This is a genomic window from Halobaculum roseum (assembly GCF_019880245.1).
In the GTDB taxonomy this organism is placed as follows: domain Archaea; phylum Halobacteriota; class Halobacteria; order Halobacteriales; family Haloferacaceae; genus Halobaculum; species Halobaculum roseum.
Genome location: NZ_CP082286.1, coordinates 444677 through 470463, shown reverse-complemented (window position 1 = coordinate 470463; position 25787 = coordinate 444677). Strand labels below are relative to the sequence as shown.

25 protein-coding genes and 1 tRNA gene are annotated in these 25787 nt (G+C 71.0%); 16 read left to right on the top strand and 10 right to left on the bottom strand.

The window, feature by feature from the left end; all coding sequences use genetic code 11:
* Nucleotide 1: 1 nt before the first annotated feature.
* The 9 genes from K6T36_RS02430 to rpsB all read left to right on the top strand — a co-directional run bounded on the left by K6T36_RS02430 (nt 2) and on the right by rpsB (nt 4631).
* A complete protein-coding gene (locus K6T36_RS02430) occupies nt 2-751 on the top strand; it encodes a DNA-directed RNA polymerase subunit D (protein WP_222922437.1) in 750 nt (249 codons plus the stop codon).
* 144 nt (nt 752-895) lie between these two features.
* Nucleotides 896-980 (top strand) — tRNA-Leu (locus tag K6T36_RS02425).
* A 63-nt stretch (nt 981-1043) separates the two neighbouring features.
* Nucleotides 1044-1400: a 50S ribosomal protein L18e gene (locus K6T36_RS02420; protein ID WP_222922436.1), complete on the top strand. Its 357-nt coding sequence runs from the start codon at nt 1044-1046 to the stop codon at nt 1398-1400.
* Complete coding sequence (locus K6T36_RS02415; protein WP_222922435.1) at nt 1397-1864, top strand: 50S ribosomal protein L13; 468 nt, start codon at nt 1397-1399, stop codon at nt 1862-1864. The genes K6T36_RS02420 and K6T36_RS02415 overlap by 4 nt, the downstream gene beginning before the upstream one ends.
* Complete coding sequence (locus K6T36_RS02410) at nt 1858-2256, top strand: 30S ribosomal protein S9 (RefSeq protein WP_222922434.1); 399 nt, start codon at nt 1858-1860, stop codon at nt 2254-2256. Before K6T36_RS02415 ends, K6T36_RS02410 begins: the two co-directional genes overlap by 7 nt.
* Nucleotides 2257-2268: 12 nt before the next feature.
* Nucleotides 2269-2463 (top strand): DNA-directed RNA polymerase subunit N, encoded by a 195-nt coding sequence (locus K6T36_RS02405; protein WP_222922433.1) that lies wholly within the window; start codon nt 2269-2271, stop codon nt 2461-2463.
* Nucleotides 2460-2642 carry a DNA-directed RNA polymerase subunit K gene (locus K6T36_RS02400; protein WP_222607867.1) on the top strand — a complete coding sequence of 61 codons (183 nt, stop codon included), beginning with the start codon at nt 2460-2462 and terminating at the stop codon, nt 2640-2642. Before K6T36_RS02405 ends, K6T36_RS02400 begins: the two co-directional genes overlap by 4 nt.
* Nucleotide 2643: 1 nt before the next feature.
* On the top strand, nt 2644-3855 hold the full coding sequence (eno, locus tag K6T36_RS02395) for a phosphopyruvate hydratase (RefSeq protein ID WP_222922432.1): 1212 nt from the start codon (nt 2644-2646) through the stop codon (nt 3853-3855).
* A complete protein-coding gene (gene rpsB / locus K6T36_RS02390) occupies nt 3852-4631 on the top strand; it encodes a 30S ribosomal protein S2 (protein WP_222922431.1) in 780 nt (259 codons plus the stop codon). Before eno ends, rpsB begins: the two co-directional genes overlap by 4 nt.
* Nucleotides 4632-4808: 177 nt before the next feature.
* On the opposite strand, the gene K6T36_RS02385 is transcribed toward rpsB, so the two are convergent.
* Nucleotides 4809-5156, bottom strand: coding sequence for a hypothetical protein (locus tag K6T36_RS02385; RefSeq protein ID WP_222607864.1), 348 nt, complete (start codon nt 5154-5156; stop codon nt 4809-4811).
* Between the two features lie 359 nt (nt 5157-5515).
* Here K6T36_RS02385 and mvk point away from each other — a divergent pair, with 359 nt between their 5' ends.
* Together mvk and K6T36_RS02375 are read left to right on the top strand one after the other, a co-directional pair.
* Complete coding sequence (gene mvk / locus K6T36_RS02380) at nt 5516-6532, top strand: mevalonate kinase (RefSeq protein ID WP_222922430.1); 1017 nt, start codon at nt 5516-5518, stop codon at nt 6530-6532.
* The gene (locus K6T36_RS02375) at nt 6533-7279 is read left to right on the top strand and encodes an isopentenyl phosphate kinase (RefSeq protein WP_222922429.1); all 747 of its coding nucleotides are present in this window, start codon (nt 6533-6535) and stop codon (nt 7277-7279) included.
* A 25-nt stretch (nt 7280-7304) separates the two neighbouring features.
* Here K6T36_RS02375 and K6T36_RS02370 read toward each other — a convergent pair whose 3' ends face one another.
* The 4 genes from K6T36_RS02370 to K6T36_RS02355 form a co-directional block, all read right to left on the bottom strand.
* Nucleotides 7305-7934, bottom strand: a complete 630-nt coding sequence (locus tag K6T36_RS02370; protein ID WP_222922428.1) for a sensor histidine kinase — start codon at nt 7932-7934, stop codon at nt 7305-7307.
* Nucleotides 7862-8845: a PAS domain-containing protein gene (locus K6T36_RS02365; protein WP_222922427.1), complete on the bottom strand. Its 984-nt coding sequence runs from the start codon at nt 8843-8845 to the stop codon at nt 7862-7864. Before K6T36_RS02365 ends, K6T36_RS02370 begins: the two co-directional genes overlap by 73 nt.
* Before the next feature lie 106 nt (nt 8846-8951).
* Nucleotides 8952-9935: a DMT family transporter gene (locus tag K6T36_RS02360; protein ID WP_222922426.1), complete on the bottom strand. Its 984-nt coding sequence runs from the start codon at nt 9933-9935 to the stop codon at nt 8952-8954.
* A gap of 13 nt (nt 9936-9948) precedes the next feature.
* Complete coding sequence (locus K6T36_RS02355; protein ID WP_222922425.1) at nt 9949-10806, bottom strand: MBL fold metallo-hydrolase; 858 nt, start codon at nt 10804-10806, stop codon at nt 9949-9951.
* 178 nt (nt 10807-10984) lie between these two features.
* Here K6T36_RS02355 and K6T36_RS02350 point away from each other — a divergent pair, with 178 nt between their 5' ends.
* The 3 genes from K6T36_RS02350 to K6T36_RS02340 all read left to right on the top strand — a co-directional run bounded on the left by K6T36_RS02350 (nt 10985) and on the right by K6T36_RS02340 (nt 16357).
* The gene (locus tag K6T36_RS02350) at nt 10985-13888 is read left to right on the top strand and encodes an ATP-dependent helicase (RefSeq protein WP_222922424.1); all 2904 of its coding nucleotides are present in this window, start codon (nt 10985-10987) and stop codon (nt 13886-13888) included.
* An 82-nt stretch (nt 13889-13970) separates the two neighbouring features.
* A complete protein-coding gene (locus K6T36_RS02345) occupies nt 13971-14429 on the top strand; it encodes a PH domain-containing protein (protein WP_222922423.1) in 459 nt (152 codons plus the stop codon).
* Nucleotides 14429-16357 (top strand): PH domain-containing protein, encoded by a 1929-nt coding sequence (locus tag K6T36_RS02340; protein WP_222922422.1) that lies wholly within the window; start codon nt 14429-14431, stop codon nt 16355-16357. Before K6T36_RS02345 ends, K6T36_RS02340 begins: the two co-directional genes overlap by 1 nt.
* 42 nt (nt 16358-16399) lie before the next feature.
* On the opposite strand, the gene K6T36_RS02335 is transcribed toward K6T36_RS02340, so the two are convergent.
* Complete coding sequence (locus tag K6T36_RS02335) at nt 16400-19198, bottom strand: AAA domain-containing protein (RefSeq protein WP_222922421.1); 2799 nt, start codon at nt 19196-19198, stop codon at nt 16400-16402.
* 136 nt (nt 19199-19334) lie between these two features.
* A complete protein-coding gene (locus K6T36_RS02330; protein ID WP_222922420.1) occupies nt 19335-20387 on the bottom strand; it encodes a two-component system sensor histidine kinase NtrB in 1053 nt (350 codons plus the stop codon).
* Nucleotides 20388-20556: 169 nt separating this feature from the next.
* On the opposite strand from K6T36_RS02330, the gene K6T36_RS02325 reads away from it, so the two are divergent.
* On the top strand, nt 20557-21258 hold the full coding sequence (locus tag K6T36_RS02325; protein ID WP_222922419.1) for a hypothetical protein: 702 nt from the start codon (nt 20557-20559) through the stop codon (nt 21256-21258).
* Nucleotides 21259-21326: 68 nt separating this feature from the next.
* Here K6T36_RS02325 and K6T36_RS02320 read toward each other — a convergent pair whose 3' ends face one another.
* From K6T36_RS02320 to K6T36_RS02310, 3 genes are all read right to left on the bottom strand, one after another.
* On the bottom strand, nt 21327-22136 hold the full coding sequence (locus tag K6T36_RS02320; protein WP_222922418.1) for a DUF7537 family lipoprotein: 810 nt from the start codon (nt 22134-22136) through the stop codon (nt 21327-21329).
* 15 nt (nt 22137-22151) lie between these two features.
* Nucleotides 22152-22607 carry a UPF0179 family protein gene (locus tag K6T36_RS02315; RefSeq protein ID WP_222922417.1) on the bottom strand — a complete coding sequence of 152 codons (456 nt, stop codon included), beginning with the start codon at nt 22605-22607 and terminating at the stop codon, nt 22152-22154.
* 108 nt (nt 22608-22715) lie between these two features.
* Entirely contained in the window at nt 22716-23066 is a 351-nt protein-coding gene (locus tag K6T36_RS02310) for a DUF5820 family protein (RefSeq protein ID WP_225935206.1), read from the bottom strand.
* Between the two features lie 605 nt (nt 23067-23671).
* On the opposite strand from K6T36_RS02310, the gene K6T36_RS02305 reads away from it, so the two are divergent.
* Entirely contained in the window at nt 23672-25786 is a 2115-nt protein-coding gene (locus tag K6T36_RS02305) for a PrkA family serine protein kinase (protein ID WP_222922415.1), read from the top strand.
* The last annotated feature ends 1 nt before the right edge of the window (nt 25787 follow it).

Sequence of the window (25787 nt, the reverse complement as noted above, 5' to 3'; positions counted from 1 at the left end):
CATGGCGGACGACTTCGACGTCGAGGTAGTTACCCGAGACGACCGATCCGCGCGGCTGCTCGTCCGCGGGCTCACCCCCGCGGTAGCGAACGGTCTGCGCCGGACGATCCTCTCGGAAGTCCCGACGTTCTCGATCGACACCGTCCGGTTCGTCGAGAACTCGTCGGTGATGTTCGACGAGATGGTCGGGCTCCGCCTGGGGCTCGTCCCGCTGACGACGCCGCTCGACGACTACGAGGTCGGCGACACCGTCACCCTCGCGCTCGACGTCGAGGGGCCGGCGACGGCGTACTCGGGCGACATCGAGACGTCCGACGACCTCGTCCAGCCCGCCGACGAGAACGTCCCTATCATCGAGCTGAAGGAGGGACAGCGCCTGGAGTTCGAGGCCGACGCGGTGCTCGACTCCGGCAAGGAACACGCGAAACACCAGGGCGGCGTGGCCGTTGGCTACCGCCACCTGCAGCGCGTGACCGTCGTCGGCGACGCCGACGAGTTCGACGAGGAGGAGCCGAACATCCTCCGCGGCGTCATCGAGACCGAGGACGGCGAGCTCGTCCACACCGAGGAGTTCGATTCCGACCTCACCAACCGATACCCCGGCAAGGAGCTGGATATCGAGGACGTTCCCGGCGCGTTCGTCTTCCACATCGAGACGGACGGGTCGATGTCCGTCGATGAACTGACTCTCCGTGCGGTCCGGTCGCTTCGCGACCGCGCGGACGAACTCGCAGACAAGGTCGCAGTCTAACCGAACACATGTCGTCTCACCACACCCACCGAACGTCCGCCCCCGCGTCGGGTTCGACCGGCCAGCGGACCCGCCGTCACCGTCTCGCACGGACGGGGTGGACCGAAGGGGTTATCCGGTGGGACGGCAAACGACGGGACGCGAGCAGGGGTAGCCCAGTCTGGCCAACGGCGCAGCGTTCAGGGCGCTGTCCTGTAGAGGTTCGCAGGTTCAAATCCTGCCCCCTGCACTCCCGTTCTCACATCGACTCGGTCGCTACCGAGTCACCGACTCCCACTCAGGAGGTTACGTTATGAGTAGTAGCAAGACTAATCCGAGACTTCAGAACCTCATCGCCGAACTGAAGTCGGTCGCGCGCTCGTCCGATGCCACCGTCTGGCAGGACGTCGCCGACCGGCTCGAAAAGCCGCGGCGCACGCACGCGGAGGTCAACCTCGGCCGCATCGAGCGGTACGCGAACGAGGACGAGACCGTCGTCGTGCCGGGCAAGGTGCTCGGCTCGGGCGTGCTCCGTAAGGACGTCACCGTCGCCGCCGTCGACTTCTCCGGCACCGCCGAGACGAAGATCGACCAGGCCGGCGAGGCCGTCCGGCTGGAGGAAGCGCTGTCGAACAACCCCGAAGGGACCGACGTCCGGGTGATCCGATGAGTCTCGCAGAGTTCGAGGCCGACGTGGTCGTCGACGGACGCGACGCCATCATGGGTCGCGTCGCGTCGCAGGTCGCACAGAAGGCGCTCGACGGCGAGCGCGTCGCGATCGTCAACGCCGAGCGCGCGGTCATCACGGGCAACACCGAGGCGACGCTCGAGAAGTACCGCACCCGCGCGAACCTCGGCTCCGACTCGGGTCCGTACTACCCGAAGCGGCCCGACCGCATCTTCAAGCGGTCGGTCCGCGGCATGCTGCCGTACAAGACCACGAAGGGTCGCGAGGCGTTCGAGAACGTCCGCGTGTACGTCGGCAACCCGTTCGACTCCGAGACGACCTCGCCCGACGAGGACGCGCCGGAACCGGAGGTGCTCGACGGCACCTCCCTCGATCGCCTGTCGAACATCAAGTTCACCACCCTCGGCGCGATCTCCGAGGACCTGGGGGCTAACGTCACATGGTAACGAACACGTCCGGTAAGAAGAAGACCGCCGTCGCCCGCGCCACCGTCACGGACGGCGAGGGGCGAGTGCGTATCGACTCCCAGCCCGTCGAGCTGGTCGAACCCGAGATGGCCCGGCTGAAGATGCTGGAGCCGTTCCGCGTCGCCGGCGAGGACCTCCGCTCGGAGGTCGACATCGAGGTGTCGGTCAACGGCGGCGGCTTCGCCGGCCAGGCGGACGCGGTCCGCACGGCCATCGCGCGCGGCCTCGTGCAGCACCGCAACGACGCGGAGCTGCGCGACGCGTTCATGGAGTTCGACCGCTCCCTGCTGGTGAACGACTCCCGGCAGAGCGAACCGAAGAAGTGGGGCGGGCCCGGCGCACGCGCCCGCTACCAGAAGTCGTACCGCTGAGGTGATCCACCCATGATGATCCCTGTCCGGTGTTTCACGTGCGGAACCGTCATCGGTGAACACTGGGAGGAGTTCAAAGCCCGTGCCAAGGAGGGCGACGAGGACCCCGCGGCGGTCCTCGACGAGCTCGGCGTGGACCGCCACTGCTGCCGGCGGATGATGGTGAGTCACACAGACCTGGTCGACGTCGTCTCCCCCTACCAATGAGCGGGAACCTCGAGTACAACCGGTACGAGAAGGCCCGCATCCTCGGCGCACGGTCGCTCCAGCTGGCGTACGGCGCGCCGGCGCTGATCGACAGCGACCAGTCCGAGCCGATCCTCATCGCGGCCGAGGAGTACGACGCCGGCGTGTTGCCGTTCACGGTCCGGCGGGAGGGGAAGTGACGTGACGCTGATCGAGTCGGTGTCGCTGCGTCGCGTGCTCGACTCGCGGGGCAACCCCACCGTCGAGGCGGACGTGCTCACCCAGTCGGGCGGCTTCGGCCGCGCGGCGGCGCCCTCCGGGGCGTCGACGGGCGAGTACGAGGCGATCGAGCTCCCGCCCAAGGAGGCGATCGCCAGGGCCCGCGAGCACGCGGTCCCGCGGCTCGTCGGCTCGGTCCACGCGGGCAACCAGCGCGACGTGGACGCGGCGCTGCACGCCGCCGACGGCACCGAGGACTTCTCGGAGATCGGCGCCAACAGCGCCGTCGCGATCAGCATGGCGGCGTCGAAGGCCGGCGCCGACGTGCTGGGCGCGCCGCTGTTCCAGCACCTCGGTGGCACCTTCCGCGACGCCGACCGGTCGTTCCCGGTTCCGCTGGGGAACGTCGTGGGTGGCGGCGAGCACGCCGCCGACGCGACGCACATCCAGGAGTTCCTCTCGGCGCCCGTCGGCGCCCCCTCCGTCGCGGAGGCGGTGTTCGCGAACGCGGACGTCCACGCCGCGGTCGCCGACATCCTCGACGACCGCGGCGTCGCCGCCGCCAAGGGCGACGAGGGCGCGTGGGCGCCCGCAGTCTCCGACGCCGAGGCGTTCGAGATCGTCGACGAGGCGACCTCCCGCGTGGAGGACGCGCTCGGCTTCGGGATCCGGTTCGGCCTCGACGTTGCCGCCTCGGAGCTGTACGACGCCGACGCCGGCGTCTACCGCTACGGCGACACCGAGCGCACCTCGGCCGAGCAGGTCGAGTACATGGCCGAGCTGGTCGACGAGTACGACCTCGCGTACGTCGAGGACCCCCTCGACGAGGACGACTACGACGGGTTCGCCGACCTGACCGACAGAGTGGGCGACCGCACGCTGATCTGCGGCGACGACCTGTTCGTGACGAACGTCGAGCGCCTCTCGCGGGGCATCGACGAGGGCGCGGCCAACAGCATCCTGATCAAGCCGAACCAGATCGGGACGCTGTCGGACGCGTTCGACGCCGTCGAGCTGGCCCAGCGAAACGGGCTGGACGCGGTCGTCTCCCACCGCTCGGGCGAGACCGAGGACACCACCATCGCACACCTCGCCGTCGCGACCGACGCCTCGTACATCAAGACGGGGACCGTCGGCGGCGAGCGCACCGCAAAGCTGAACGAACTCATCCGCATCGCGGAGGAGGCAGTATGAGCGAATCCGAGAACGACGCAGACACCGAAGAGGCGCCCGACGCCGAGGAGGAGGTCGCAGAGACCGCCGCGGCCGAGGAGTCGCCCGACGAGACAGACGCACAGCCCGAGGAGACGGAGGCGGCGGCCGAGGGGGCCGCCGACGAGGAGGCGGACGCGGGTCCGCGCTTCGACGAGGACGTCATGCCCGACGACGAGGCGGACCTCCTCATCCCCGTCGAGGACTACCTCTCCGCTGGCGTCCACATCGGGACCCAGCAGAAGACCAAGGACATGGAGCGGTTCATCCACCGCGTCCGCGACGACGGCCTGTACGTGCTCGACGTGAGCAAGACGGACGGCCGTATCCGTACCGCGGCCTCGTTCCTGGCGAACTACGACCCCGAGCAGGTGCTCGTCACCTCCTCGCGCCAGTACGGTCGCTTCCCGGCCGAGAAGTTCGCCGACGCGATCGGCGCGCGCGCCCGCACCGGGCGCTTCATCCCGGGGACGCTGACGAACCCCGAGTACGCCGGCTACATCGAGCCGGACGTCGTGGTTGTCACCGACCCGATCGGGGACGCGCAGGCGGTCAAGGAGGCCATCACGGTCGGCATCCCCGTCATCGCGATGTGCGACTCGAACAACCAGGTCTCCAACGTCGACCTCGTCATCCCGACGAACAACAAGGGTCGCCGCGCCCTGTCGGTCATCTACTGGCTGCTCGCCAACGAGACGCTCGACAACCGCGGCGCCGAGCCCGGCTACGCCCTCGAGGACTTCGAGGCCGAACTGTAAGCCGGCCGCTGGATTTCGCGATCACTCCTTTGTCCTCACGCCCGCCAGCGGCGGCGCCGTCCCGCCGGTGCGTCGACTGGCGTCGTCGCTCCCCGTCCTGGACCTGGCGTCGTGCGATGTCGACCGACGCCGTCGCTTACGGGTTGAACTCGGGATCGAAACGAGCGAGCGCGGCGCCTACTGGGAGATCATCCGTTCGGCCTCCTCGATCGAGGAGGCGCGACGGTCGGCGCCGCCGACGGCGTCGTCGTCGTCGCCGACGCGGACGACCGCTGTGGCGCCGGCCATGCGGAGGAACGTCTCCCACTCGCCGAGCGCGGCGAGGGCGGTTCCGCGGGCGGTGAACTCGCGCACGTCGACGACGACCCCGAACTCGGCGTCGCAGTCCTCGGCGACGTGGCGCGCACGCGCCATCGCGGTGACGACGTCCGCGGCCTCGAACTCCCCCGAGAGCTCGACCCGCAAGCACGTGCCGTCCCGACTTCGATCCACGTTCGGGGCGGCGTTCGGCGTCGTCGAACTCATGAGATCCGCTGGCCCTGCCGCCCACATAATTCCAGCGCCCATAGTATCGAACGAGATAATCGGGCCGACCCGCGTGCGGCCGTTCGGGTCGGAACGGCCGTCGTGGCGAAGTCGCCACCGCGGAGCCGATCGGACCGGATCCCGGTCGCGACGGCGTGCGTTCCCTCTTTCCCCGGGTCGCGTGTCCGCGGTTTCGAGCGTGGGCGGACGGGCGCCGCCGACGGGGCGGCTCCCCCGCACCACGATTCGACACGGGGCGCCGTCTCATATAATCGTACCGCAGCGCGTATCGAAGTCGAGAGGGGGGCTCGCCGGCGGGAGTCGAAACGGCTGTTAGGCGGGGGGTGTTGGTCGCGGGTATGACAACCTGCAGCGCGCCGGGGAAGGTGTACCTCTTCGGCGAGCACGCGGTCGTGTACGGCGAGCCGGCGGTGCCGTGTGCGGTCGAGCGTCGCGCGCGGGTGACCGTCGAGCCGCGCGAGGACGGCCGCGTCCGCGTCGACGCGGCGGACCTCTCGCTGGACGGCTTCACCGTCACCTGGGGCGGGAGCATCGACGACCGACCCGACATCGACGCGCCGGCCCCGCTGGTCGAGGCGGCGATGGAGTACATCGAGGCGGCGGTCCGACAGGCACGCGAGGCCGCGGACCGTCCCGACGCCGGCTTCGACATCACCGTCGAGTCGGCGATCCCGTTGGGCGCGGGACTGGGCTCCTCGGCGGCAGTCGTCGTCGCCGGCATCGACGCGGCGACGCGCGCGCTCGGGACCGAACTCGACCCCGAGGAGGTCGCCCGGCGCGCCTACGAGGCGGAGTACGAGGTGCAGGAGGGCCAGGCCTCCCGCGCGGACACGTTCTGTTCCGCCATGGGCGGGGCCGTCCGCGTCGAGGGCGACGACACGCGGACGATCGACGCCCCGCCGCTGCCGTTCGTCGTCGGCTACGACGGCGGCGCCGGCGACACCGGCGAACTCGTCGCGGGGGTTCGCGCGCTCCGGGAGGAGCACGCGTTCGCCGCCGACACCGTCGAGACGGTCGGCGACCTCACCCGGGAGGGCGAGCGGCTTCTGGCGGATGCCGACCCCGAACGCGAACCCGGCGACGAACTGCTCGCCGATCTGGGCGAGCTGATGAACTTCAACCACGGGCTGCTGGAGGCGCTTGGCGTCTCCGCCCGCTCGCTGGACGCGATGGTGTGGGCCGCCCGGGACGCGGGCGCCGCCGGCGCGAAGCTCACCGGCGCGGGCGGCGGCGGCTGCATCGTCGCGCTCGATCCGACCGACGAGACGCAGCACGCGCTCGGCTACACCGCCGAGTGCGAGCAGTCGTTCCGCGCCGAGTTGGCGACCGAGGGCGTCCGCGTGGAGGCGGCGTAGATGGTCACGGTCCTGAAGCTCGGCGGCTCGGTCATCACCGAGAAGGACCGCCCGGAGACGCTCGACGGCGAGGCGCTCGCGGCGCTGGCGGAGGCCATCGCGGCCGCCCTCGACGACGGTGCCGTCGAGGACCTCGTGATCGTCCACGGCGGCGGCTCCTTCGGCCACCACCACGCCGCCGAACACGGCGTGAGCGCGAGCGAGGGAATCCGCGACGTGGGCGGCATCATGGCCGTCCACGGCGCGATGAAGACCCTGAACCAGTTCGTCCTCTCGCGGCTACACGCCGTGGACGTGCCCGCGGTCCCGGTGCACCCGTTCTCGGCGGCCGCCCGCGACGCCGACGGCGACCTCACGCTGATGACCGAGCAGGTCGCGACGATGGTCGACGAGGGGTTCGTGCCGGTGCTCCACGGCGACGGCGTCGTCCACGCCGGCGAGGCCGTCACCGTCCTCTCGGGCGACGAACTCGTCACGGAACTGGCGGGCGCGCTCGAGGCCGACCGCGTGGGCCTCTGCTCGACGGTGCCGGGCGTCCTCGACGGCGACGACGAGGTGATCCCCCACATCGACGACTTCGACGAGGTCGCCGACGCGCTCGGGGCCAGCGATTCGACGGACGTGACCGGCGGGATGGCCGCGAAGGTGCGGGAGCTGCTCGCGCTCGGCTCGCCGGCGTACGTGTTCGGTCCCGACGCCGTCGGGACGTTCCTCGCGGGCGGGGACGCCGGGACGCGGATCGGGTGAGTCAGCGGGACGCGGATCGGGTGAGTCAGTCGTCGTCCGCGCCGTTAGACCCGACCCTCTCGGTGGCGTCGTCCGGGACGGCGTCGCGCTCCGCGTCGGGATACTGGAACGTCAGCGTGACCTCGTTGCCGCCGTCGTCGGTCCGGTCGAACGTGACCTCCCCGCCCGAGTGTTTCATCGCCCACTGAACGATCCACAGCCCCAGGCCGGCCGTGTGGTTGAGGTGGTCGATCGACCGGCGACCGGTCAGCACCTCGACCTCGAACGCCGGGATCTCCGGCGCCCCGTCGCGGACGCACAGCCGCGCTTCGTCGTCACCGGCTTCGAGCGAGACGGTCACCCGTGGGGTGCCGTCGGCGTGGTCGAACGCGTTGCCGAGGAGCTGGTCGACCGCCCGGTCGACGCTCTCGGTAGCGAGCCCGACGACACCGTCGTCGAGGGTGGCGTCGATGACGGCGTCCGGTCGCCGTGTCCGGGCCGCCTCGATGCGGTGGCGAACGAGGCAGGTGAGGTCCGTCGGCGTCGGGTCCGGGTCCCCGAGCATCATCCCGAGGATCGTCTGCTGGTTGTCGACGGTGTCGGTCAGCGCCGCCGCGGCCTCGGCGATCCGCTCGACGTTGTTCGCGACGCGGCCGCCCGACGGATGCGGTCGCACCGACCGAGTATCACGTTCAGCTTGTTTCGGAGCGTGTGCCGGACGACGTGGTGGGTGATCTCCAGTTGCCGCTCGCGGTCCTTCCGGGCGGTTATCTCCTGGGAGATGCCGATCAGGCCGGCGACCTCGCCGTCGCCGTCGGTCCACGGCACCTTCGAGGTCCGGAACCACCGGTCGGCCGACGCGTAGTGCTCCTCCTTGTTCACGATCGGCGTTCCGGTCTCGATCACGCGCAGGTCGTCCTCGTACGGCTCGCGCGCGTCCGATTCCGGGACGACGCCGTCGACGTCGCGTCGGCCGAGATACTCGTCGCCGAATCGGTGGATCCGTCTGTCGACGGGCGCCTCGCTCACCATCACGTGTCGTGCCTCGCCGTCCTTGACGTACGAGTGCATCGGGATCTCGGTGAAGAGCCGGTCGAACAGGGTCGCCTTCAGGGCGTCGAGCGAACGCCTGTCCCGCGGAAGCCCGCCGGCGACCGTCGGGCCGTCGTCGCCGGGGACGACGGAGGTGACCGCCGCCGCGACGCGCGCGGGGACGGACCGGTCCCCGTCGGCGCGGTCGTCCCCGTCGCGGTCGGCGGCGACGACATCGGCGAACGGGGTCGAGACGGCGCCCGCGGGCACCGATCCGTCGCTCGCGTCGACGACGAGCACGACGGGCGGCGGGGCCGTCAGCGTGGACAGCCGCCGATGGAGGTCGACCGCGGTGCCGTCGGCGAGCGTGAACGCGGTGACGATGCAATCGATCGCGTCGAGATCGCGATCGAGAGCGGCGGCGATCGAGTCGACGGTCGCGACCGACGACGACTCGGGGAGGGCACGTTCGAGAGCCGACGGCGGATCCGGCCGGCCTCCGTCCGCTCCGACCGCGAGGACCGCGAGCGCGCGGTCGGCGGGCGTCCCGTACATACCGAGAACTGACAGTACGGACGGATTAACCCTCCGTTTCGCATGAGTCCTCACTCAGCCAACAAGTCACAGACGGCGCCGCGTCCGGGGATCCCAGCCGGGGAACTCACCCGAACTGTCGCCGGAGCGCCCCCCGGATCGGCGCGCGCTGGACCAGGACGAACGCGGCGAAGATACAGCCGAATCCCCACGCGGTGCTCGCCGCGAGCGTCTCGCCGAGCACGAGGAACCCGAACAGCGCGGCGAAGGGCGGGATGGCGTACTCCAACAGCCCCGCCCGGATCGGGCCGAGCCGGTCGAGCAGTCGGAAGTACAGCAGGAACCCGCCGGCGCCGGGAACGACCGCGAGGTACGCGAGCCACGCCAGCCCGGTCGTCGACGGGTCGAGCGCGGCGGGCGACTGGCCGACGAGTGCGGCGGCGACGTGGAGCAACACCGCGCCGACGACGGCCATCCATGCCTGCAACGCGAGCGGCCCCAGCGTCGCGTCGTCCTCGCGGGTCGTCACCGCGCCCGCGACCCACGCGACGGCCGACCCGAACACGAACAGCGCGCCGAGGTTCGCGGCCGACCCGCCGGCGAGGGCCGCGCCCAGCCCCGTACCTGCTCTGCCTGCGAGCAGCCCGTCGCCGCGTGCGAGCACCCCATCGACCGCGAGTCGACCGGCGTCCGGGTCGGCGATCAGGAGGAGCCCGGCGAAACCGACGAGCAGGCCGACGGCGCCGACGGCGTCGATCCGCTCGTCCGGCCGGACCGCGCGGGCGGCGACGGGCGTGAGCACGGGGATCAGCCCGAGCAGCGTCGCCGCGACGGCGCTGGGGACGTACTGCTGTCCGGTGAACAACAGCGCGTGGTGGAGGCCGATGCTGAACGTCCCTCCGGCGAGGATCGGCGCGAGATCTCCCCACCCCGTCGGCCTGAACCGCCCGCCCGCGGCGACCGCGACGGCGACGAGCACCGCTGCGGCGATATCGAAGCGCAGCGCGGCGAGCAACACCGGCGGGAACTCCGCGAGGGCCGCCTTCGTCGCGACGAACGCCGTTCCCCACAACGCCGCGAGCGTGAGGAAGCCCAGCGCGTCGCGGTTCACCGCGTGCCCTCGCTCACAGCTCGAACCGGAGCCCGTCGCGTGCGACCCGCACGTCGCCGTCGAAGTGGCGGCCGATCGATTCGAGCATCTCCTCGTGGCGACCCTCGGTGTGGGGGTACAGGTGCGTGAGGTAGACGCGGTCGATGTCGCGGCCGGCGAGCGCCTCGCCCAACTGCGTCGGCGTCGGATGGTTGTCCACGTCGACCTCGTCGGGGAACGAACAGTCGTGCGCCAGCACGCGAGCGCCCTCGGCGAAGTTCGCGAGCCCCGCGAACGCCTCGGAGTCGCCCGAGAAGACGAAGTCGCCGCCGGCGGCGTCGTCTGCCCTGCCTTCCGCCGCGTCCGGGTCCGTGTCGTCGTCCGTCGCCTCGTCGTCGCCCCCGTCGTCAGCGGTGTCCGCTTCGCCGCCCCGGTCGGCGAACCGGTAGGCGAGACACTGTTTGGAGTGGCGGGTCTCGAACGCCTCGATCTCCAGGCCGGCCAGCGAGAACTCGGCGCCGGGGTGGACCTCGCGGACGCTCAGGTCGGCCCGGCCGTCGAGGTACTCGTAGGCGCCGACCGACAGCAGGTCGTCGAGCAGCGCCTTCGTGCCGGGCGGACCGACGACGTGGAGGCGCTCCTCGCCGGCGAGCCAGCGCGCCTTCAGGAGCGCGAGGAGGTCGGAGACGTGATCGAGGTGGTGATGCGTCAACAGGACCGTCGAGACGGCCTCGTAGCCGGGGTCGGTCTGGGAGAGCCGGTGGACGATCCCGGCGCCGCAGTCGACCAGCAGCGGGCGTCGGTCGCCCGGCGCGGACTCCACGAGCAGGCCGGTCTGGACGCGGTCGGCGACGGGCATCGCCGAGCCGGTCCCGAGGAACGTGACGCGCATGGTCGTGCGTCCGCGTCGGTCGGGGAAGGGGTTGCGGTTCGGGCGGACGATCCACCGTGCGATCGGAGACGATCCACCGTGCGCTCGGACGGACGACGTACCGTATCGCCCGGGTGGCGTGGCTCGCGACCCCCTGACCCCCACAACCCACTTACCGCCGCGGCACCTGGCGATCGCAATGACCGACGGTCGGGAGCTGCTCGCCGCGACCGACGCCGACTACGACTTCGATCCCGAAACCGTCGAGATCGCCGACGGCGACGTGCTCGAGCGGCTGGAACCGAGCGTCCGCGAGTGGTGGGTCGACCAGTTCGGCCCGTACGTCGGGGGCAACGGCGGGTTCTTCACGCCGCCACAGCGGGAGGCGATCCCGCTCATCGACGACCGCGAGAACTGTCTGGTCGCGTCGCCGACGGGGTCCGGAAAGACCCTCTCCGCGTTCACCGCGATCCTCAACGACCTCTTCCGCCGCGAGCGGGAGGCGGAGGGCGGCCTCGACGACGGCGTCTACTGCCTGTACGTCTCGCCGCTGAAGTCGCTCGCGAACGACATCACCCGCAACCTCGCGGAGCCGATCGAGGGGATCACGGCGAACCTCGCCGCCCGCGGCCACGACACCGAGATCCGACAGGCGATCCGCCACGGCGACACCCCCGACGGGGAGCGCCGGGCGATGCTGGAGTCGCCGCCGCACGTCCTCAACACGACGCCGGAGACGCTCGCCATCCTGCTGAACTCCCCGAAGTTCAAGGAGACGCTCCGCAGCGTCGAGTACGTCGTCGTCGACGAGATCCACTCGCTCGCGGACAACAAGCGCGGCACGCACCTCGCGGTCTCGCTGGAGCGGCTCGAACGGCTGTGTGAGGGGTCGCCGACGCGGATCGGCTGCTCGGCGACGATCGAGCCGCTGTCGACGATGGCGAAGTTCCTGGTGGGCGGGCAGGCGGGGGACGGCGAGGTCGACGCCGCCGGCGACGGCACGATCGACGCGGCAGACGGAACCGACGACGGCGTGGAGCCGTGGACGCCGCGCGACTGCGAGATCGTCGACACGCGGTTCGTCCGCGACTTCGACCTCCGGCTGGAGTGCCCGGCCGACGATCTGATCGACACTCCCCGCGACGTGGTCAACGAGCGGTTCTATGACCGCCTCCGCGAGCTGATCGACGGCCACGAGAACACGCTCGTGTTCACGAACACGCGCTCGGGGGCCGAGCGCGTGCTGACGAACCTCCGCGAGCGCTACGGCTACGACGAGGCCGACTCGGGCTGTCACCACGGGTCGATGTCGAAGGAGCACCGCGAGGCGGTCGAGGAGAAGCTGAAGTCCGGCGACGTGGACGTGGTCACCACCTCCACGTCGCTGGAGCTGGGGATCGACATGCCGCACGTCGACCTCGTGGTGCAGGTCGGATCCCCGAAATCGGTCGCCTCGCTGCTCCAGCGGGTCGGCCGCGCGGGCCACCGCCTCGGGCGGACCGTCGAGGGCCGGGTGATCGCGCTCGACCGCGACGAACTGGTCGAGTGTGCGGTGATGCTCCGGAAGGCCGAGGAGGGGTTCGTCGATCGCGTGTTCGTCCCCGAGAACGCCCAGGACGTGGCCGTCCAGCAGGTGTACGGGATGGCGATAAACGGCGTGAAGCGGGAGGCGGACGTGCGCGACACGCTCCGGTCGGCGTACCCGTACCGGAACTACTCCGACGCCGAGTGGGAGCAGCTCCTGCGGTATCTCACGGCCGACTACGAGGGGATGGAGGAACGGAACGCGTACGCGAAGGTGTGGCGCGACACCAACGACCCGCCGGACGGCGAGCACCACTACGAGGAGTTCGACGTTGGCGAGCCGCTGATCGGAAAGCGAGGCCGGCTGGCGCGCGTCATCTACATGACGAACATCGGCACGATCCCGGACTCGTTCACGATCGACGTGTTCGTGCGCGGCGGCGACGAGTGGGTCGGGCAACTCGACGAGGGCTACCTCGACACGCTGGAGCCGGGCGACGTGTTCCAGCTCGGCGGGTCGACGTACCAGTACAGCTACCGCCGGGGCTCGAAGGTGTACGTCGATCCGTCGAGCCAGCGGCCGACGGTTCCCTCGTGGTTCTCCGAGCGGCTCCCGCTCAGCTACGACCTCGGCCGGGAGATCCTGTCGTTCCAAGCGGAGGTGACGGACCGGCTCGCCGCCGGCGGGCCGGCGGACGCCCGGCGGTGGCTCAGGCGGCTCCCGCTCGACGAGAACGCCGTGCGCGCGATCACCCGGATGTTCGACGAGCAGCGCCGGTACCTCGGCCCGGAGGGGGTGTCGACGCCCGACCGGCTCGTCGTCGAGCAGGTGCTCGACCGCACCGAGTACCGCCGCCACTACCACGTCCACAGCGCCTACGGCCGCGAGTTCAACGACGGGCTCTCCCGGCTCGTCGCGTACCGCTGCTCGCGGCGGGCGAACGCGAACGTCCAGGTCGCCGTCGCCGACAACGGCTTCACCGTCACGATGCCGCTCAACCGGAAGGTGGACGTGGCGGACGTGATCGCCTCCATCGACCCCGAGGAGGCGTATCCGGACTTCCGGTCGGCGCTGCGGGGCACCGACCTGCTGAAGCGCTACTTCCGCATCAACGCGACGCGGTCGCTGATGATCCTGAAGCGGTACAAGGGGTACGAGAAGTCCGCAGCCCAACAGCAGGTGTCCGCGGAGATGCTCGTCTCCTTCGCAGAGGGCCTCGACTCGTTCGCGGTGCTGGAGGAGACGTACCGCGAGATCGTCGAGGACAAGCTGAACCTCGACGGGATCCGCGAGGTGCTCGCGGCGATCCGGGCCGGCGAGATCGATGTGGTCCGCCACGAGGTCGACGCGCCCTCGCCGCGGGCGTTCGGGCTGGCGACGCTGTCGGCCAGCGACACGGTGCTCGCCGAGGACGAGGACGCGGCGCTGGCGGAGTTCCACGCCCGCGTGATGGAGGAGTTGGACGACGGGGCGGACGAGGCCGGCGGGGTCGACGACGGGGGCGACGGGTACGACGGCGTCGACCTCGGGGGCGTGCTCGCCGACTCGGAGACGGCGACCGACCCCGATCGCGACTGATCGGCCCGCGGCCTGACCGCGGCCGCGACCACGTCCGGCGGCCAACCCCACAGCGTTTACCGGAGGCGACCGAACGCCGGGTATGGAATCGCTGGATCCGCGGGTCCGCCTCGCGTGGGTCGTCGGCGCGCTCGTCCCGGGCGGCGTGATACTCGCCGCCGGAGTGGTCGCCGAACGGATCGGCGCTCCGGTGTCGCCGGCGTGGGCCGCGGCGGTCGCGCTCGGCGTCGTCGTGCTCGGTCTCGTGGCCGCCGTCGTTCGCTATCGCGTGTGGCGGTTTGAGGTGCGCGAGGACTCGCTGTATCTCGTTCGCGGCGTCCTCACCCGGGTCGACACGTCGGTGCCGTACGTGCGCGTCCAGCACGTCGACACCCGGCGCGGACCCGTCGAGCGCGCGCTCGGGCTCGCCTCGGTCGTCGTCTACACGGCCGGCTCCCGCGGCGCCGACATCACGATCCCCGGGCTGACGCCGGCGCGGGCGAGCGAGCTCCGCGAGCGCCTGCGCGAGCTCGCGACCGAATCGGAGTTCGACGCCGTCTGATGACCCGACTGCATCCCGCCTCGGCCGCCGTCAGCGCGCTCCGCTCGGGCGGCCAACTGGCGCTGTTCGCGCTGTTCGCGAGCACCGCCTTCGCCGGGATGGGCGGCGACGGCCCCGGACCGGTGGCGTTTCTCGCGGTCCCGGGGGCGTTCCTCGTCGGCGCCGGCGCCGCGCTCGCCCGCTGGTACCGGTTCGAGTACGAGGTGCTGTCCGACCGGCTGGTCGTCAGATCCGGCGTCGTCTCCCGACAGGACCGGGAGATCCCCCTCCACCGCGTTCAGAACGTGGACGTGCGCCGCAGCATCCTCCAGCGGGCGCTCGGGCTCGCCACCGTGACCGTCGAGACGGCCGGCGGCGGCGCCACCGAGGCGACCCTCGACGCCGTCGGGAGCGACGAGGCCGACCGGCTCCGGGCGGAACTGGGTCGCCGCGGCCGGGGTGACGAGTCACGCGACGACCGCGAGTCGGCGTCCGATGACGCCTCCGAGGCGGAACGCGCCGGAACACGACAGTCGGCAACGGCCGCCGGCACGCCCGCGGCGACGGGATCCGCGGGTTCCGCTGAGTCGGGCGGGGTCGCCGCCGAGTCGGAGACGCTGTACGAACTCACGGGCCGACGATTCGCGACGCTGTGTGCGGTGTCGTTCCGCCCCGGCGCGGTGATCGCGCCGTTCGTCGGCGCGAGCCTCTTCGACGACCTGCTGTTCGACGGCGGCCGGCTGCTCGTGCGCTACGGGATCATCGACGTCGAGGTCGGCCCCGGCGACGTGCCGTCCCTCGGGACGGGCGACCTGCTGTCGCTGGGTCTGCTCGGCGCAGTCGGCTTCCTGCTGGTCGTGTGGGTCGTCAGCGCCGCGCTCACGTTCGTCCGCTACTACGGGTTCCGGCTCGAGCGCGTCGGCGACGAGCTCCGGTACGAGCGCGGCCTCCTCGGCCGCTACAGCGGGACGGTTCCCCTCTCGAAGGTCCAGACCGTCACCGTCTCAGAGAACGCCGTCATGCGCCGGCTCGGCTACGCGAGCCTCGCGATCGAGACGGCCGGGTACGCCCCGGGTTCGGGGGGTGGGGGCGGCGGCGACGGCGGCGCCGAGACGGCGGTTCCGCTGGACACCCGGTCTCGGGTCGTCGCGCTCGCCGACGACGTGCGGGCCGAACTGGGCACAGACGCCGAGGTGGAGGCGGATGATGGAGGCCCCTCGGGCGGCTCGGGCGACCCGGACGACGCCTTCGGCGTCGATGCCGTCCAACGCCCGCCGACGCGCGCCAGACGGCGGTACGTCGCCCGCTACGCGCTCGCGGCGCTCGCGGCGACGGCCGTCGCGGTCGGTATCGATCGGCTCGTGTTCGACCTCCCGGGGGCCCTCCCCCTGCTCCCGCTGGTCGGCGTCGCGCTGGCGCCGATCGCGGGACACCTGACGTGGGCGAACCGCGGACACGCGACCGTCGACGACGGGTTCGTCACCCGGACCGGGGTGCTGCGTCGACACACCCGGTTGGTGCCGTACTTCCGGCTCCAGACGGTGTTCGTCTCCCGGACCGTCTTCCAGCGCCGGCGGAACCTCGCGTCCGTCGTCGGCGACTCGGCGTCCTCCTCGGGACTGCTCGGCGGCGACGCGGTCGCCTACGACCTCGACGCCGCGGACGCCGACGCGCTCCGCGAGGAGCTGCTCGACCGGCTGGAGGACGACCTCGCCGTCCGGCGACGAGCGCGCGTAGAACGGCGGCGTCGCCTCGGAGGCGACGTGGAACCGGACGCGGGGGCGGACGCCGCCGGTCCGCGGCACAGACCCGACTCGGTCGCGACCAACGGTCGAGGGGCCGACGGCGGCGACGGAGGGGACGCCGACGACGACGAGGGGGGCGACACCGAGGACGGGGAGGACGGCGGCGATCGACGACCGGACCGCGACGGGGAACGGGACGGCTGAGTCGCCGGCGATGCGGACGCCGCCGGCGGTGTCGCCGACCGATCATCGCCGCGCCCAATCGAGCATCCGCGCGTAGAACGGCTCGGACGCGAGCGCCTCGGCGTCCCCGACGAGACACAGCGCCTTCTTCGCCCGCGTCAGCGCGACGTTGACGCGGCGGGTGTCCTCGAAGATCGGGCCGTCGAGGTCGCCCGTCGCGACGAACGAGACGACGATCACCTCCTCGCTCGACCCCTGGAAGCGGTCGACCGTGTCGACGGTCACGTCCGTCCGGCGACCGATCTCCGCGACCTGCGCGCGGAACGGCGCGATGACGCCGATGTCCTCGGGATCGACGCCGGCGGCGACGTACCCGTCGACCACCTCGGCGACGCGGTCGGCCTCCAGGGGGTTGGCGTTGCCCTCGCGGTCGCCGTCGGGGTCGACGAACGAGACGGGATCCCGCAGCTCCGCAGGGAGGTCCGCGGTGTCGACGCCGAGATCCGCGAGCGTCTGGCCCGCCACCTCGGGCGTCGCCGGTCGGAGGTCCCCGTCGTAGAACTCCCGAGAGGAGAACGCCTGAATGCGCTGGCTCATGCGGTACTGGCGGTCGAGCATGACGCCCGCGTCGGGGTGCTCCTCGATGAGGCGCTGGAACAGCGACTCGCGCAGGCGGTTCTGGGCGCGCACGACCGGCGGAAGCTGCTCGTGGTCGCCGACGAGGACGAACCGGTCGGCGAGGTTGATCGCGGCGAGGGTCCCCGGCTCGGTGAGCTGGGAGGCCTCGTCGACGAGCGCAACGTCGAACTCCTGCTCGCGCATCGTCCGCGACCCACAGGAGGAGGTGGTGGCGGCGACGACCGACGCCGAGTTCAGCTTCGCCGCGCGGTCGTTCGGATCCCCGCGCGTGACCAGGCGGATGTCCTGCATGTCGCCGCGGACGCCCGTCTCGGTGCCCACGCGGAGGACATCGGTGAATCCCTGCGCCCGCAGCGCCTCGACGGCGTTGTCGACCGCGCGGTTCGTGAACGCCGACAGGAGGACCCTGTCGCCGCGCTCGACGAGCGCGCGGACGATGCGGGCGATGGTGTACGTCTTGCCCGTCCCCGGCGGCCCGTGGACGAGCGCGAAGTCCTCGGCGGTGACCGCTCGCTCGACGGCGGCGTTCTGCGCCTCGTTGTTGTCGATGAACGGCGTCGCGTCGGCCTCGCGAGCGCCGAAGGCGGGGTCCCGGCGGCCGAACAGCACGTCCTTCCGGTCGGGGTCGCCCTTGAGCACGAAGTCGTGGACGGCGGTATGCATCCGCGAGACGGACAGTTCCGAGGGGTATACGTCGAGACGGCACAGCTTCACGGGCTCGTCCGTCTCGACGACGACCTCGTCGCCCAGTTTCTGGATCCGGCCCAACTCGGAGTGGCCCGACGCGGGATCGCCGTCCGAGGCGAGCGCCACGTCGCCCTCGCGGAGCTTCGAGACGGCGTCGGACTCCTTGCGGGCGGTGAGTCGCCACCGGCCGTCGCCGAGCGGCTCCTCCGAGACCGGCTCCAGGTCGATCAGCGCGCGGTCGTCGGCCGCGCGCTCCTCGGCAGTCTGCTCCCACAGTTTCCGGTACTCGGCGTGTGTCTCGCGGCGTTCCTCCTCCAGCGCGCGATAGGTCTCATCGAAGTACTCGCGTTCCTCCTCGGGGAGCGCCGTCCCGATCTGCCCGGCCTTCGACTCCTGGTCGAGACGGCCCGAGACGACCATGCAGGTGTCCTGCTCGAAACAGTACTCGCATTTCGCGTCGGCCTCGTAGCCCGACGGAACGCTCATGTCGAACTCCGTCGCTGCGATCTCGTTGCGCTGGCGGACGACGAACTCCAGCAGCCCCTTCCCGACGGAGAACTCCTTGGCCGGCGAGAGGTCGCCCGACTCCTCGCCGCGGTCCAGGGCGGTGTTTTTCGTGTACAGCAGGGTGCCGGTGTCGGCGTCGACGCCGCGTTCGCGCAGGAGGAGCGCGTAGCAGGCCGCCTGGATCTTGTCCTGGAACCGCGGCTCGCGGTTGGTGTTCTTGCCCGTCTTGAGCTCGACGGGCTGGCCCCGCCGCAGGGCGTCGGCGCGCCCCTTCACGCCGAAGGTCGGCGAGATGAGCGTGTACTCCGAGCGCCACTCCGACTCGTCGGGGCCGCCGTCCCACTCCGAGAGGGAGGCGTTCGAGGCGTCGTCGGCGCCTTCCGACGTGTCGCCGCCGGCGTCTTCGGACGCGTCGTCGCCGGCGCCGGTGGATCCGCTATCCGCGCCCGCGGACGCGTCGCCGTCGGTCGCGAGCGTCCCCTGGTTGAGCCACCCCTCGATCGCGGCGGCGTTGCGGCGCACCTCGTCGGCGACCTCCTCGCGTTCCATCCCGAGCAGGCCGAGCTCGAGCCCGGCCTCCGCGACGCGGTCCTCGATGGACTCCTCCAACTCGACCCCGCGAAGCAGGTCGCCGAACACCTCGTGGACGACCGTCCCCTTCACCACGGGGTAGTTCAGCGGGATGCCCGAGAGCTTGTTCAGGTAGTACATCCGCGGGCACTGCACCCACGAGCGGATGTCGGTCACGTCGACGAGGAAGTCGGGTTCGAGCACGACGTACGACTCCTTCGAGGTGGTGTACCCCTCGCGGTCGCCGTAGTCGTCGCGCTCGGCGTCGGTGACGAGCAGTTCCATGCCCGGCTCGGCGTGCTCGGCGGTGTGGGTCCACTTCCCCCAGAGGGTGACGGTGACCGGATCCGAGGCACCCCCATCCGGTCGGACCGTCAACTCGGCGAGGTCCCGCTCGCCGTAGCGCGTGCTCACCTGCCGGACCTCGCCGACTTCCGAGAGGGGACCGCGAACGTTCACTACCGGAGGGGGCGGGCGCTCGGGAAAAACGGTGTCGGTGCCGTCGGTACACCCTCGCACTCGCTCGCCGACGGCGACTGACCGAAATGGGGGGACCGGGCCGGAACAGGTCGAACTGGCTGGTCGCGGTGCGTCGTCACTCCCGCGGGGAGAACTCGACGCCGCGGACCTCGATCGTCGCTCCGCCGTCCGCCGCGTCGTCGACGGAGACGGTCCACCCGTGAGCGTCGGCGATCTCGGCGACGATCGCGAGCCCGAAGCCGGTGCCGTTCGCGGCCGTCGAGTACCCGCTTTCGAGCGCCCGATCGCGGACGGCCGCGGGCATCCCCGGCCCGTCGTCCGCGACGCGGAACCCGTCCTCGAGGTCCTCGACGGTGACGGCTACGTCGGTGCCGGCGTGGTCGACCGCGTTGCGAAACAGGTTCTCGAGCAACTGTGCGAGGCGGTCGGGGTCGGCGACGACGCGCCCCGTCGCCCCGATCGACGCGCTCGCGTTCGACCCCTCAGTCGCGGTCTCCCACGCCGACTCGGCGATCTGCGCGAGGTCGACCGGTTCGGTCTCGTCGATCACGGCGCCCTCGCGCGCGAGCATCAGCAGGTCGTCGACGAGCGTCGTCATGTCCTCAACCGCCCGCTCGGCGCGTTCGAGGTGCTCCTCGTCGCCGGTCTCTCGCGCCAGCTCGAGCGAGCCCGAGAGGACGTTCAGCGGGTTTCGCAGGTCGTGGGAGACGACGCTCGCGAACGATTCGAGCCGTTCGTTCTTCCGGCGCAGCGCGTCCTCGCGCCGCTTGCGTTCGGAGATGTCGCGGATGACGCCGACCCGACCGAGCTCGATATCGCCGCTCGTCACCCGCCTGAACCGGAGTTCCGCGGGGAACCGGTCGCCGTCGGCCGTGAGGAAGTCGTACTCGACGACCCCGACGTCGCGCTCGCCGGCGGCGATCTCCGCCAGCGCCGTCTGTGCCCGGTCGGCCGCCTCGTCGGTGGCCCAGTCGTAGATGTGGGTCCCGATCAGCGTCTCGACATCGACGCCCTTCATCTCCGCGTAGCGCCGGTTGACGTAGACGATCTGGCCGTCCGGGTCGAGGGCGTACACCCCGTCGTCGAGGTCGTCGAGGACGGTTTCATACAGCCGCAGCTCTCGGTCGCGGCAGTCGCCGTCGGTGGGCGGATCCTGGGTGTCGGTCATCGGCGCGTCTCGGCCGTCCATCGGACTATCGTGGCAAAACTGTACCGTCTACGACGATCGAGGCGCCGCGATCATCGCGCGACGGGATCACCGCGGAACGTCAGCGGACAGTCGGGCCCCGACACCGTACCCATCGGTGTTTATCCGGCGGGACCGCGGATCACGCGGTATGGACTATCTCGCGGTCGCGGTGCGCTGGCGCGAGCTCGCGGCCGACTCCGACGGCGCGCTGGCGGGCAAACACCGCGTGCTCACGCGGACGGTCGCGCCGGCGATGCGGGAGGCCGCGGCGGAGGGTGCGGTGGCGCTGTGGTTTCACTCCTTCTGGGACGCCGCCGGCCGCTATGAGGTGCCGACGCTGCGGGTCGTCTGCGGCGTCGAGGAGGGTGTCGACCCGGCGGTCGCCGGCGCGGACGCCGCCGACGCGCTGGCGGCGCGGGGGGTCCCCGACGACGCCTACGATGTCGACCTCGGGTACGACGCCGAGCGGCTGCGCGGCTACTGGGGCGGCTCTCTCGACACGTGGGTCGAGGCGAAGTCGCGGCTGTCGACGCTCGCGGTCGCGGCGATCGAGGGCGAGCTGGGCGGGTCGTACGCGTTCCACCGGACCGTGAACCGTCCGGGCCACGTCTGGGCGAACATGCTCGGCTGCTCGTATCTCGCGGAGGCGGGCGTCTACACCGCCCTCGCCAGGGGATACCTCCGGCAGCTCAACCTCGGCGAGGGGCCGCAGTCGGACGCCGTCCGCGAGGCGATGGCCGCCCTCGACGCCGCGGCCGACCACCTCCCCGACCCGATGCGTGAACTCGACAGCGAGGAGCTGGCGGCGGTCAACGCCAGCGGTACCCGAACGCCGGGGAGCGACCAGTAGCGGCGAGCGGGGGAACCCGGCGGGTTCGGGATCCGGGGGCCGGGCCTGCTGGGGATACGGCTCATCCGTCACCCGTCCTCCGCGAGCGCCTCGTCGACCCACTCCGGTCGGGGGACCTCGGTATTCGAGACGTTCGTGACGCGGAACTCGACGGTCACACGCGCCGGCCGGCCGTACTCGTCGGTCCGGTAGGTCGCCGTGATCGACCGGACGAAGCCCTCCCCGGTGACGAGCACGCGCAGGCTCACGTTCGTCCGAAGCGGTCGGTACCGTTGTTCGGCGGACGCCTCCGTCAGCACGTGGAGCGTCTCCCCGTCGCGCGTCGTCGTCCCCGCATACTGGAGTTCGTATCCGGAGAGGATGGTCTCGACGGCGGCGGCGCCCGTTCGGTCGAACAACTGCCGGGTCGGCACGTCGGTGTCGAGCGTCACCGACCGGTTCCCGTCGGGCCAGCGACGGACGGTGACGGTGTCGTTGCGCCAGTAGGAGACGTTGAACGTCCGACCGTCCGCCCGCCGGTACGGCGTCTCGGTGATCCGTCGACTGAAGAACTGCGCGAGGCCGTCCGTCCGGGAGCGCCGGAACCCGTCGAGGATCACGGTCCCGTCGTCCGCGACGACGCGGCGGCTCGTCCGAACCGTCACGGGCCGGCCGTCGAGCGCCTCCTCGTGGGCCGCCACCAGGGCACGGCGGTCGATCCCGGATGCACTGGCGTTCACGCCGGGCGGCCGGGCCGGCGTCTCCGGGGTGGCCGTGGGGGTCGGGGTCCCCGCGAGCGCGGGAGCGACGGTGCGCGCGTCGCCCCCGGGCGACCCCGTCGTGCCGCACCCGGCGAGCACGAGACACAGACACGCGAGGACCGCGGCCGGACGGCGCATCGCGACGGGACCCGGCTACCCCCCGTCGGTCGTCTCGAACGTCACCGTCGTCAGGTCGCGGTCGAGGTGACACACCTCGTGGGGCGGGTCGCCCCGAACCTCGGCGATACGATATTCCTCGTCGAAATCGGCCCCCAGCGGTTCGCACAGCTCGTGGCTCGGGCAGTCGACGTGCGGACACGGCCCCTCCAGCGACGCGCGCGATCCGGCGTACGCACCGCGCGAGGCGACGTTCGCGGTGATCTCGGCGGGCTCGACCTCCACGGCGCGGACGCTCGCGTCCGCGTGGACGGCGCAGTCCAGCGCCTGCGTCCCGTCGCGGACGCCGGTCACCCGGTAGCGCCGCCCCTCGACGAGGTTGAGACACTGCCCGCGGTAGGGACAGCCCTCGCAGGCGCTCGACTCCCCTCCGTAGACGAACTCGGTGCCCTCGGTCGCGAGTCGCGTGCCGATGAGCGTGACGGTGGACATGTCTCGATCATCCCGCGCGCCGCAGATAACGGCGTCGGCGAGGGGCTCCGGGCGTCGCCACCGGCCGTTCCGGGAAGGGGTCGCCGGCGGCGGCGACCCGGCGCCGCGTCACTCCTCGCCGAGCAGGTCGTCGAGCGCGTCGAGGTACGCCTCCCGCGGGACCTGGTAGGCGCCGCGGTGGTCGATCTCGCCGGCGACGAACCGCTCGGTCACGTCGCGAACGCCGTCGAGCGCGGCCGTCCGGTCGTCGAACGTCGTCGACTCGACCTCCACTTCCGGTTCGAGAAACAGCGTCACGTGCCACTCGTCGGTTCGCCGCTGCCCCGACCCAGGCCGCGCGCGGCGGGAGCCGTTCGTGAGGTACACCGTCGGGAGACACGGCGCGGGGAAGCGGTCGGCGTCGAACACGTCCGGCCGGAACACCACGATCGCGCGGCCGTTCGGCTCCTCGTTCCACAGCCGCCAGCCGTCGGCGAGCGTGTCGGGGTCGAGGGCGTCGAGATCGAACGCGTCGGTGTCGCGCGCGCCCGTGTCGAGCCCGTCGCTATCGAGCGCGCTGCCCTCGGTCGCCCCCCCGTTCTCGTCGTCGCTCCCGGGTTCGTCGACCGGGGGCCGCCCGTCGCCGTCGTCGGTCATGGCGGCCCTTGCCCCCCCGGCGGCTTAGGCGCCACGCTCGCGACCCCGTGACCACGCTTTCTTCCGGTAAATACGATGCACGGAGCCCCTATCGGTGGTATTCGGGACAGACATCGATCACACAACCGATCGAGGGCGCGACGGTACCGGCCCCGTTTGCCGACAGGCTTATGTGTGTTAACACCCACCACAACATATAGTCTCGGTCCGACCACGGGACGGAGGCAACGACCCCCACCGGCCGCCCTCACGACGAGTTCTGTTGGAGACGCAGCCCAGGCCGGATCCCCGCGCGGTCGTGTGGCACGAGCGGACACGACGGTCCGGCGGCGCCCGGATCGGGGTCAGCCGACGGAGCGGGCGTCGGCGTCGACACCGGGTGCCCACGAGCGGGACCGTCGCGGTCGTCCCCGCACACGTGGCTACCAATGAGTGAACAGACCGACAACGCGAACGACCGCGCGTCAGGGGAGGTATCGAGCACGCACACCCTCGAGGAGCTCAGCCGGGAATACAAGCGATCGGTCCCCGAGGACCTCAGGGAAGCGAAGCCGTTCGAGTGGTATCTCCGGGAGGTCACGACCGACCCCAAAGTCGCACGCAACGCCCACCAGCGCGTCGCCGACATGTTCGACCACTACGGCACGCGCTACGACGAGGACGCGGGCGTCGTGGAGTACCTGCTCGCCTCGGAGGACCCGCTCCACGACGGCGAGAACGCCTTCTACGGCCGGGAGGTCCACGAGTCGATCCACGAGTTCGTCAACAAGGTGAAATCGGGCGCGCGCGGGCTCGGCCCCGAGAAGCGCATCAAGCTGCTGTTGGGCCCGGTCGGCTCGGGCAAGAGCCACTTCGACTGGCTCGTCCGGCGCTACTTCGAGGACTACACCCGCAGCGACGAGGGGCGCATGTACACCTTCAGGTGGACCGACCTCTGTTCGGTCATCGAGGACCAGGACCCCGCCGACGACACCGTTCGCTCGGCGATGAACCAGGAGCCACTCGTCTTGCTTCCGCAGGACCAGCGCGACGAGGTGATCGAGGAGCTGAACGGGAACCTCGACGCCCCGTACACCGTCCGCAACGAGCAGAGCCTCGACCCCGCGTCTGGCTTCTACATGGACGAGCTGCTCGCCCACTACGAGGACGACCTGCAGGCGGTGCTGGAGAACCACGTCGAGGTGGTGCGGCTCGTCGCCGACGAGAACCAGCGCCGCTGCATCGAGACGTTCGAACCCAAGGACAAGAAGAACCAGGACGAGACGGAGCTCACCGGCGACGTGAACTACTCGAAGCTCGCGGTGTACGGCGAGAACGACCCGCGGGCGTTCGACTACGCCGGCGCGTTCTGCAACGCCAACCGCGGCATCTTCTCGGGCGAGGAGCTGTTGAAGCTCCAGCGGGAGTTCCTCTACGACTTCCTGCACGCCAGCCAGGAGCAGACGATCAAGCCGCGCAACAACCCGCGGATCGACATCGACCAGGTGATCGTCGGCCGGACGAACATGCCCGAGTACCGCGACAAGAAGGGCGACGAGAAGATGGAGGCGTTCAACGACCGGACCAAGCGGATCGACTACCCGTACGTCCTGGAGTACGACGAGGAGGCGGAGATCTACCGGAAGATGCTCCGCAACGCCGACGTGCCCGACATCCACATCGAGCCCCACGCGATGGAGATGGCGGGTCTCTTCGGCGTGCTCACCCGGATCGAGGAGCCGACCGACGAGTCCGTCTCGCTGGTCCAGAAGGCGAAGGCGTACAACGGGGAGATCGACGAGACCGACGAGATCGACGAGCGCAAGCTCAGGGAGAACGGCGACCGCGCCGCCGACATCGCCGAGGGGATGGAGGGCGTCTCCGCGCGGTTCATCGGCGACGAGATCGCCGAGGCGATCATGGACTCCCGCCACCGGGGCCGCGGCTACCTCTCGCCGCTGGCGGTGTTCAAACACTTCGAGACGAACCTCGAGAACCACGGGTCGATCCCCGAGGAGAACCTCGACACGTACCACCGCTACCTCGAGCTCGTCCGCGAGGAGTACAAAGAGCGCGCCATCGAGGACGTGCGCCACGCGCTGGCGTACGACGTCGACGAGATCCGCCGCCAGGGCGAGAAGTACATGGACCACGTGATGGCGTACATCGACGACACCACCGTCGAGGACGACCTCACCGGGCGCGAGCAGGAGCCAGACGAGACGTTCCTCCGGTCGGTCGAGGAGAAGCTGGAGGTGCCCGGCGACCGCAAGGACGACTTCCGCCAGGAGGTCGCAAACTGGGTGAGTCGCCGCGCCCGCGAGGGGTCGAGCTTCGACCCGCAGGAGAACGACCGGCTCCGGCGCGCCCTCGAGCGCAAGCTCTGGGAGGACAAGAAACACAACATCAACTTCTCCGCGCTGGTGTCGGCCGGGGAGCTCGACGACGACGAACGGGCCGCGTGGGTCGACGCCCTGACCGAGCAGGGCTACTCCGCGGAGGGCGCCCGCGAGGTGCTGGAGTTCGCCGGCGCGGAGGTCGCGAAAAGCGAACTCGAGGAGTGAG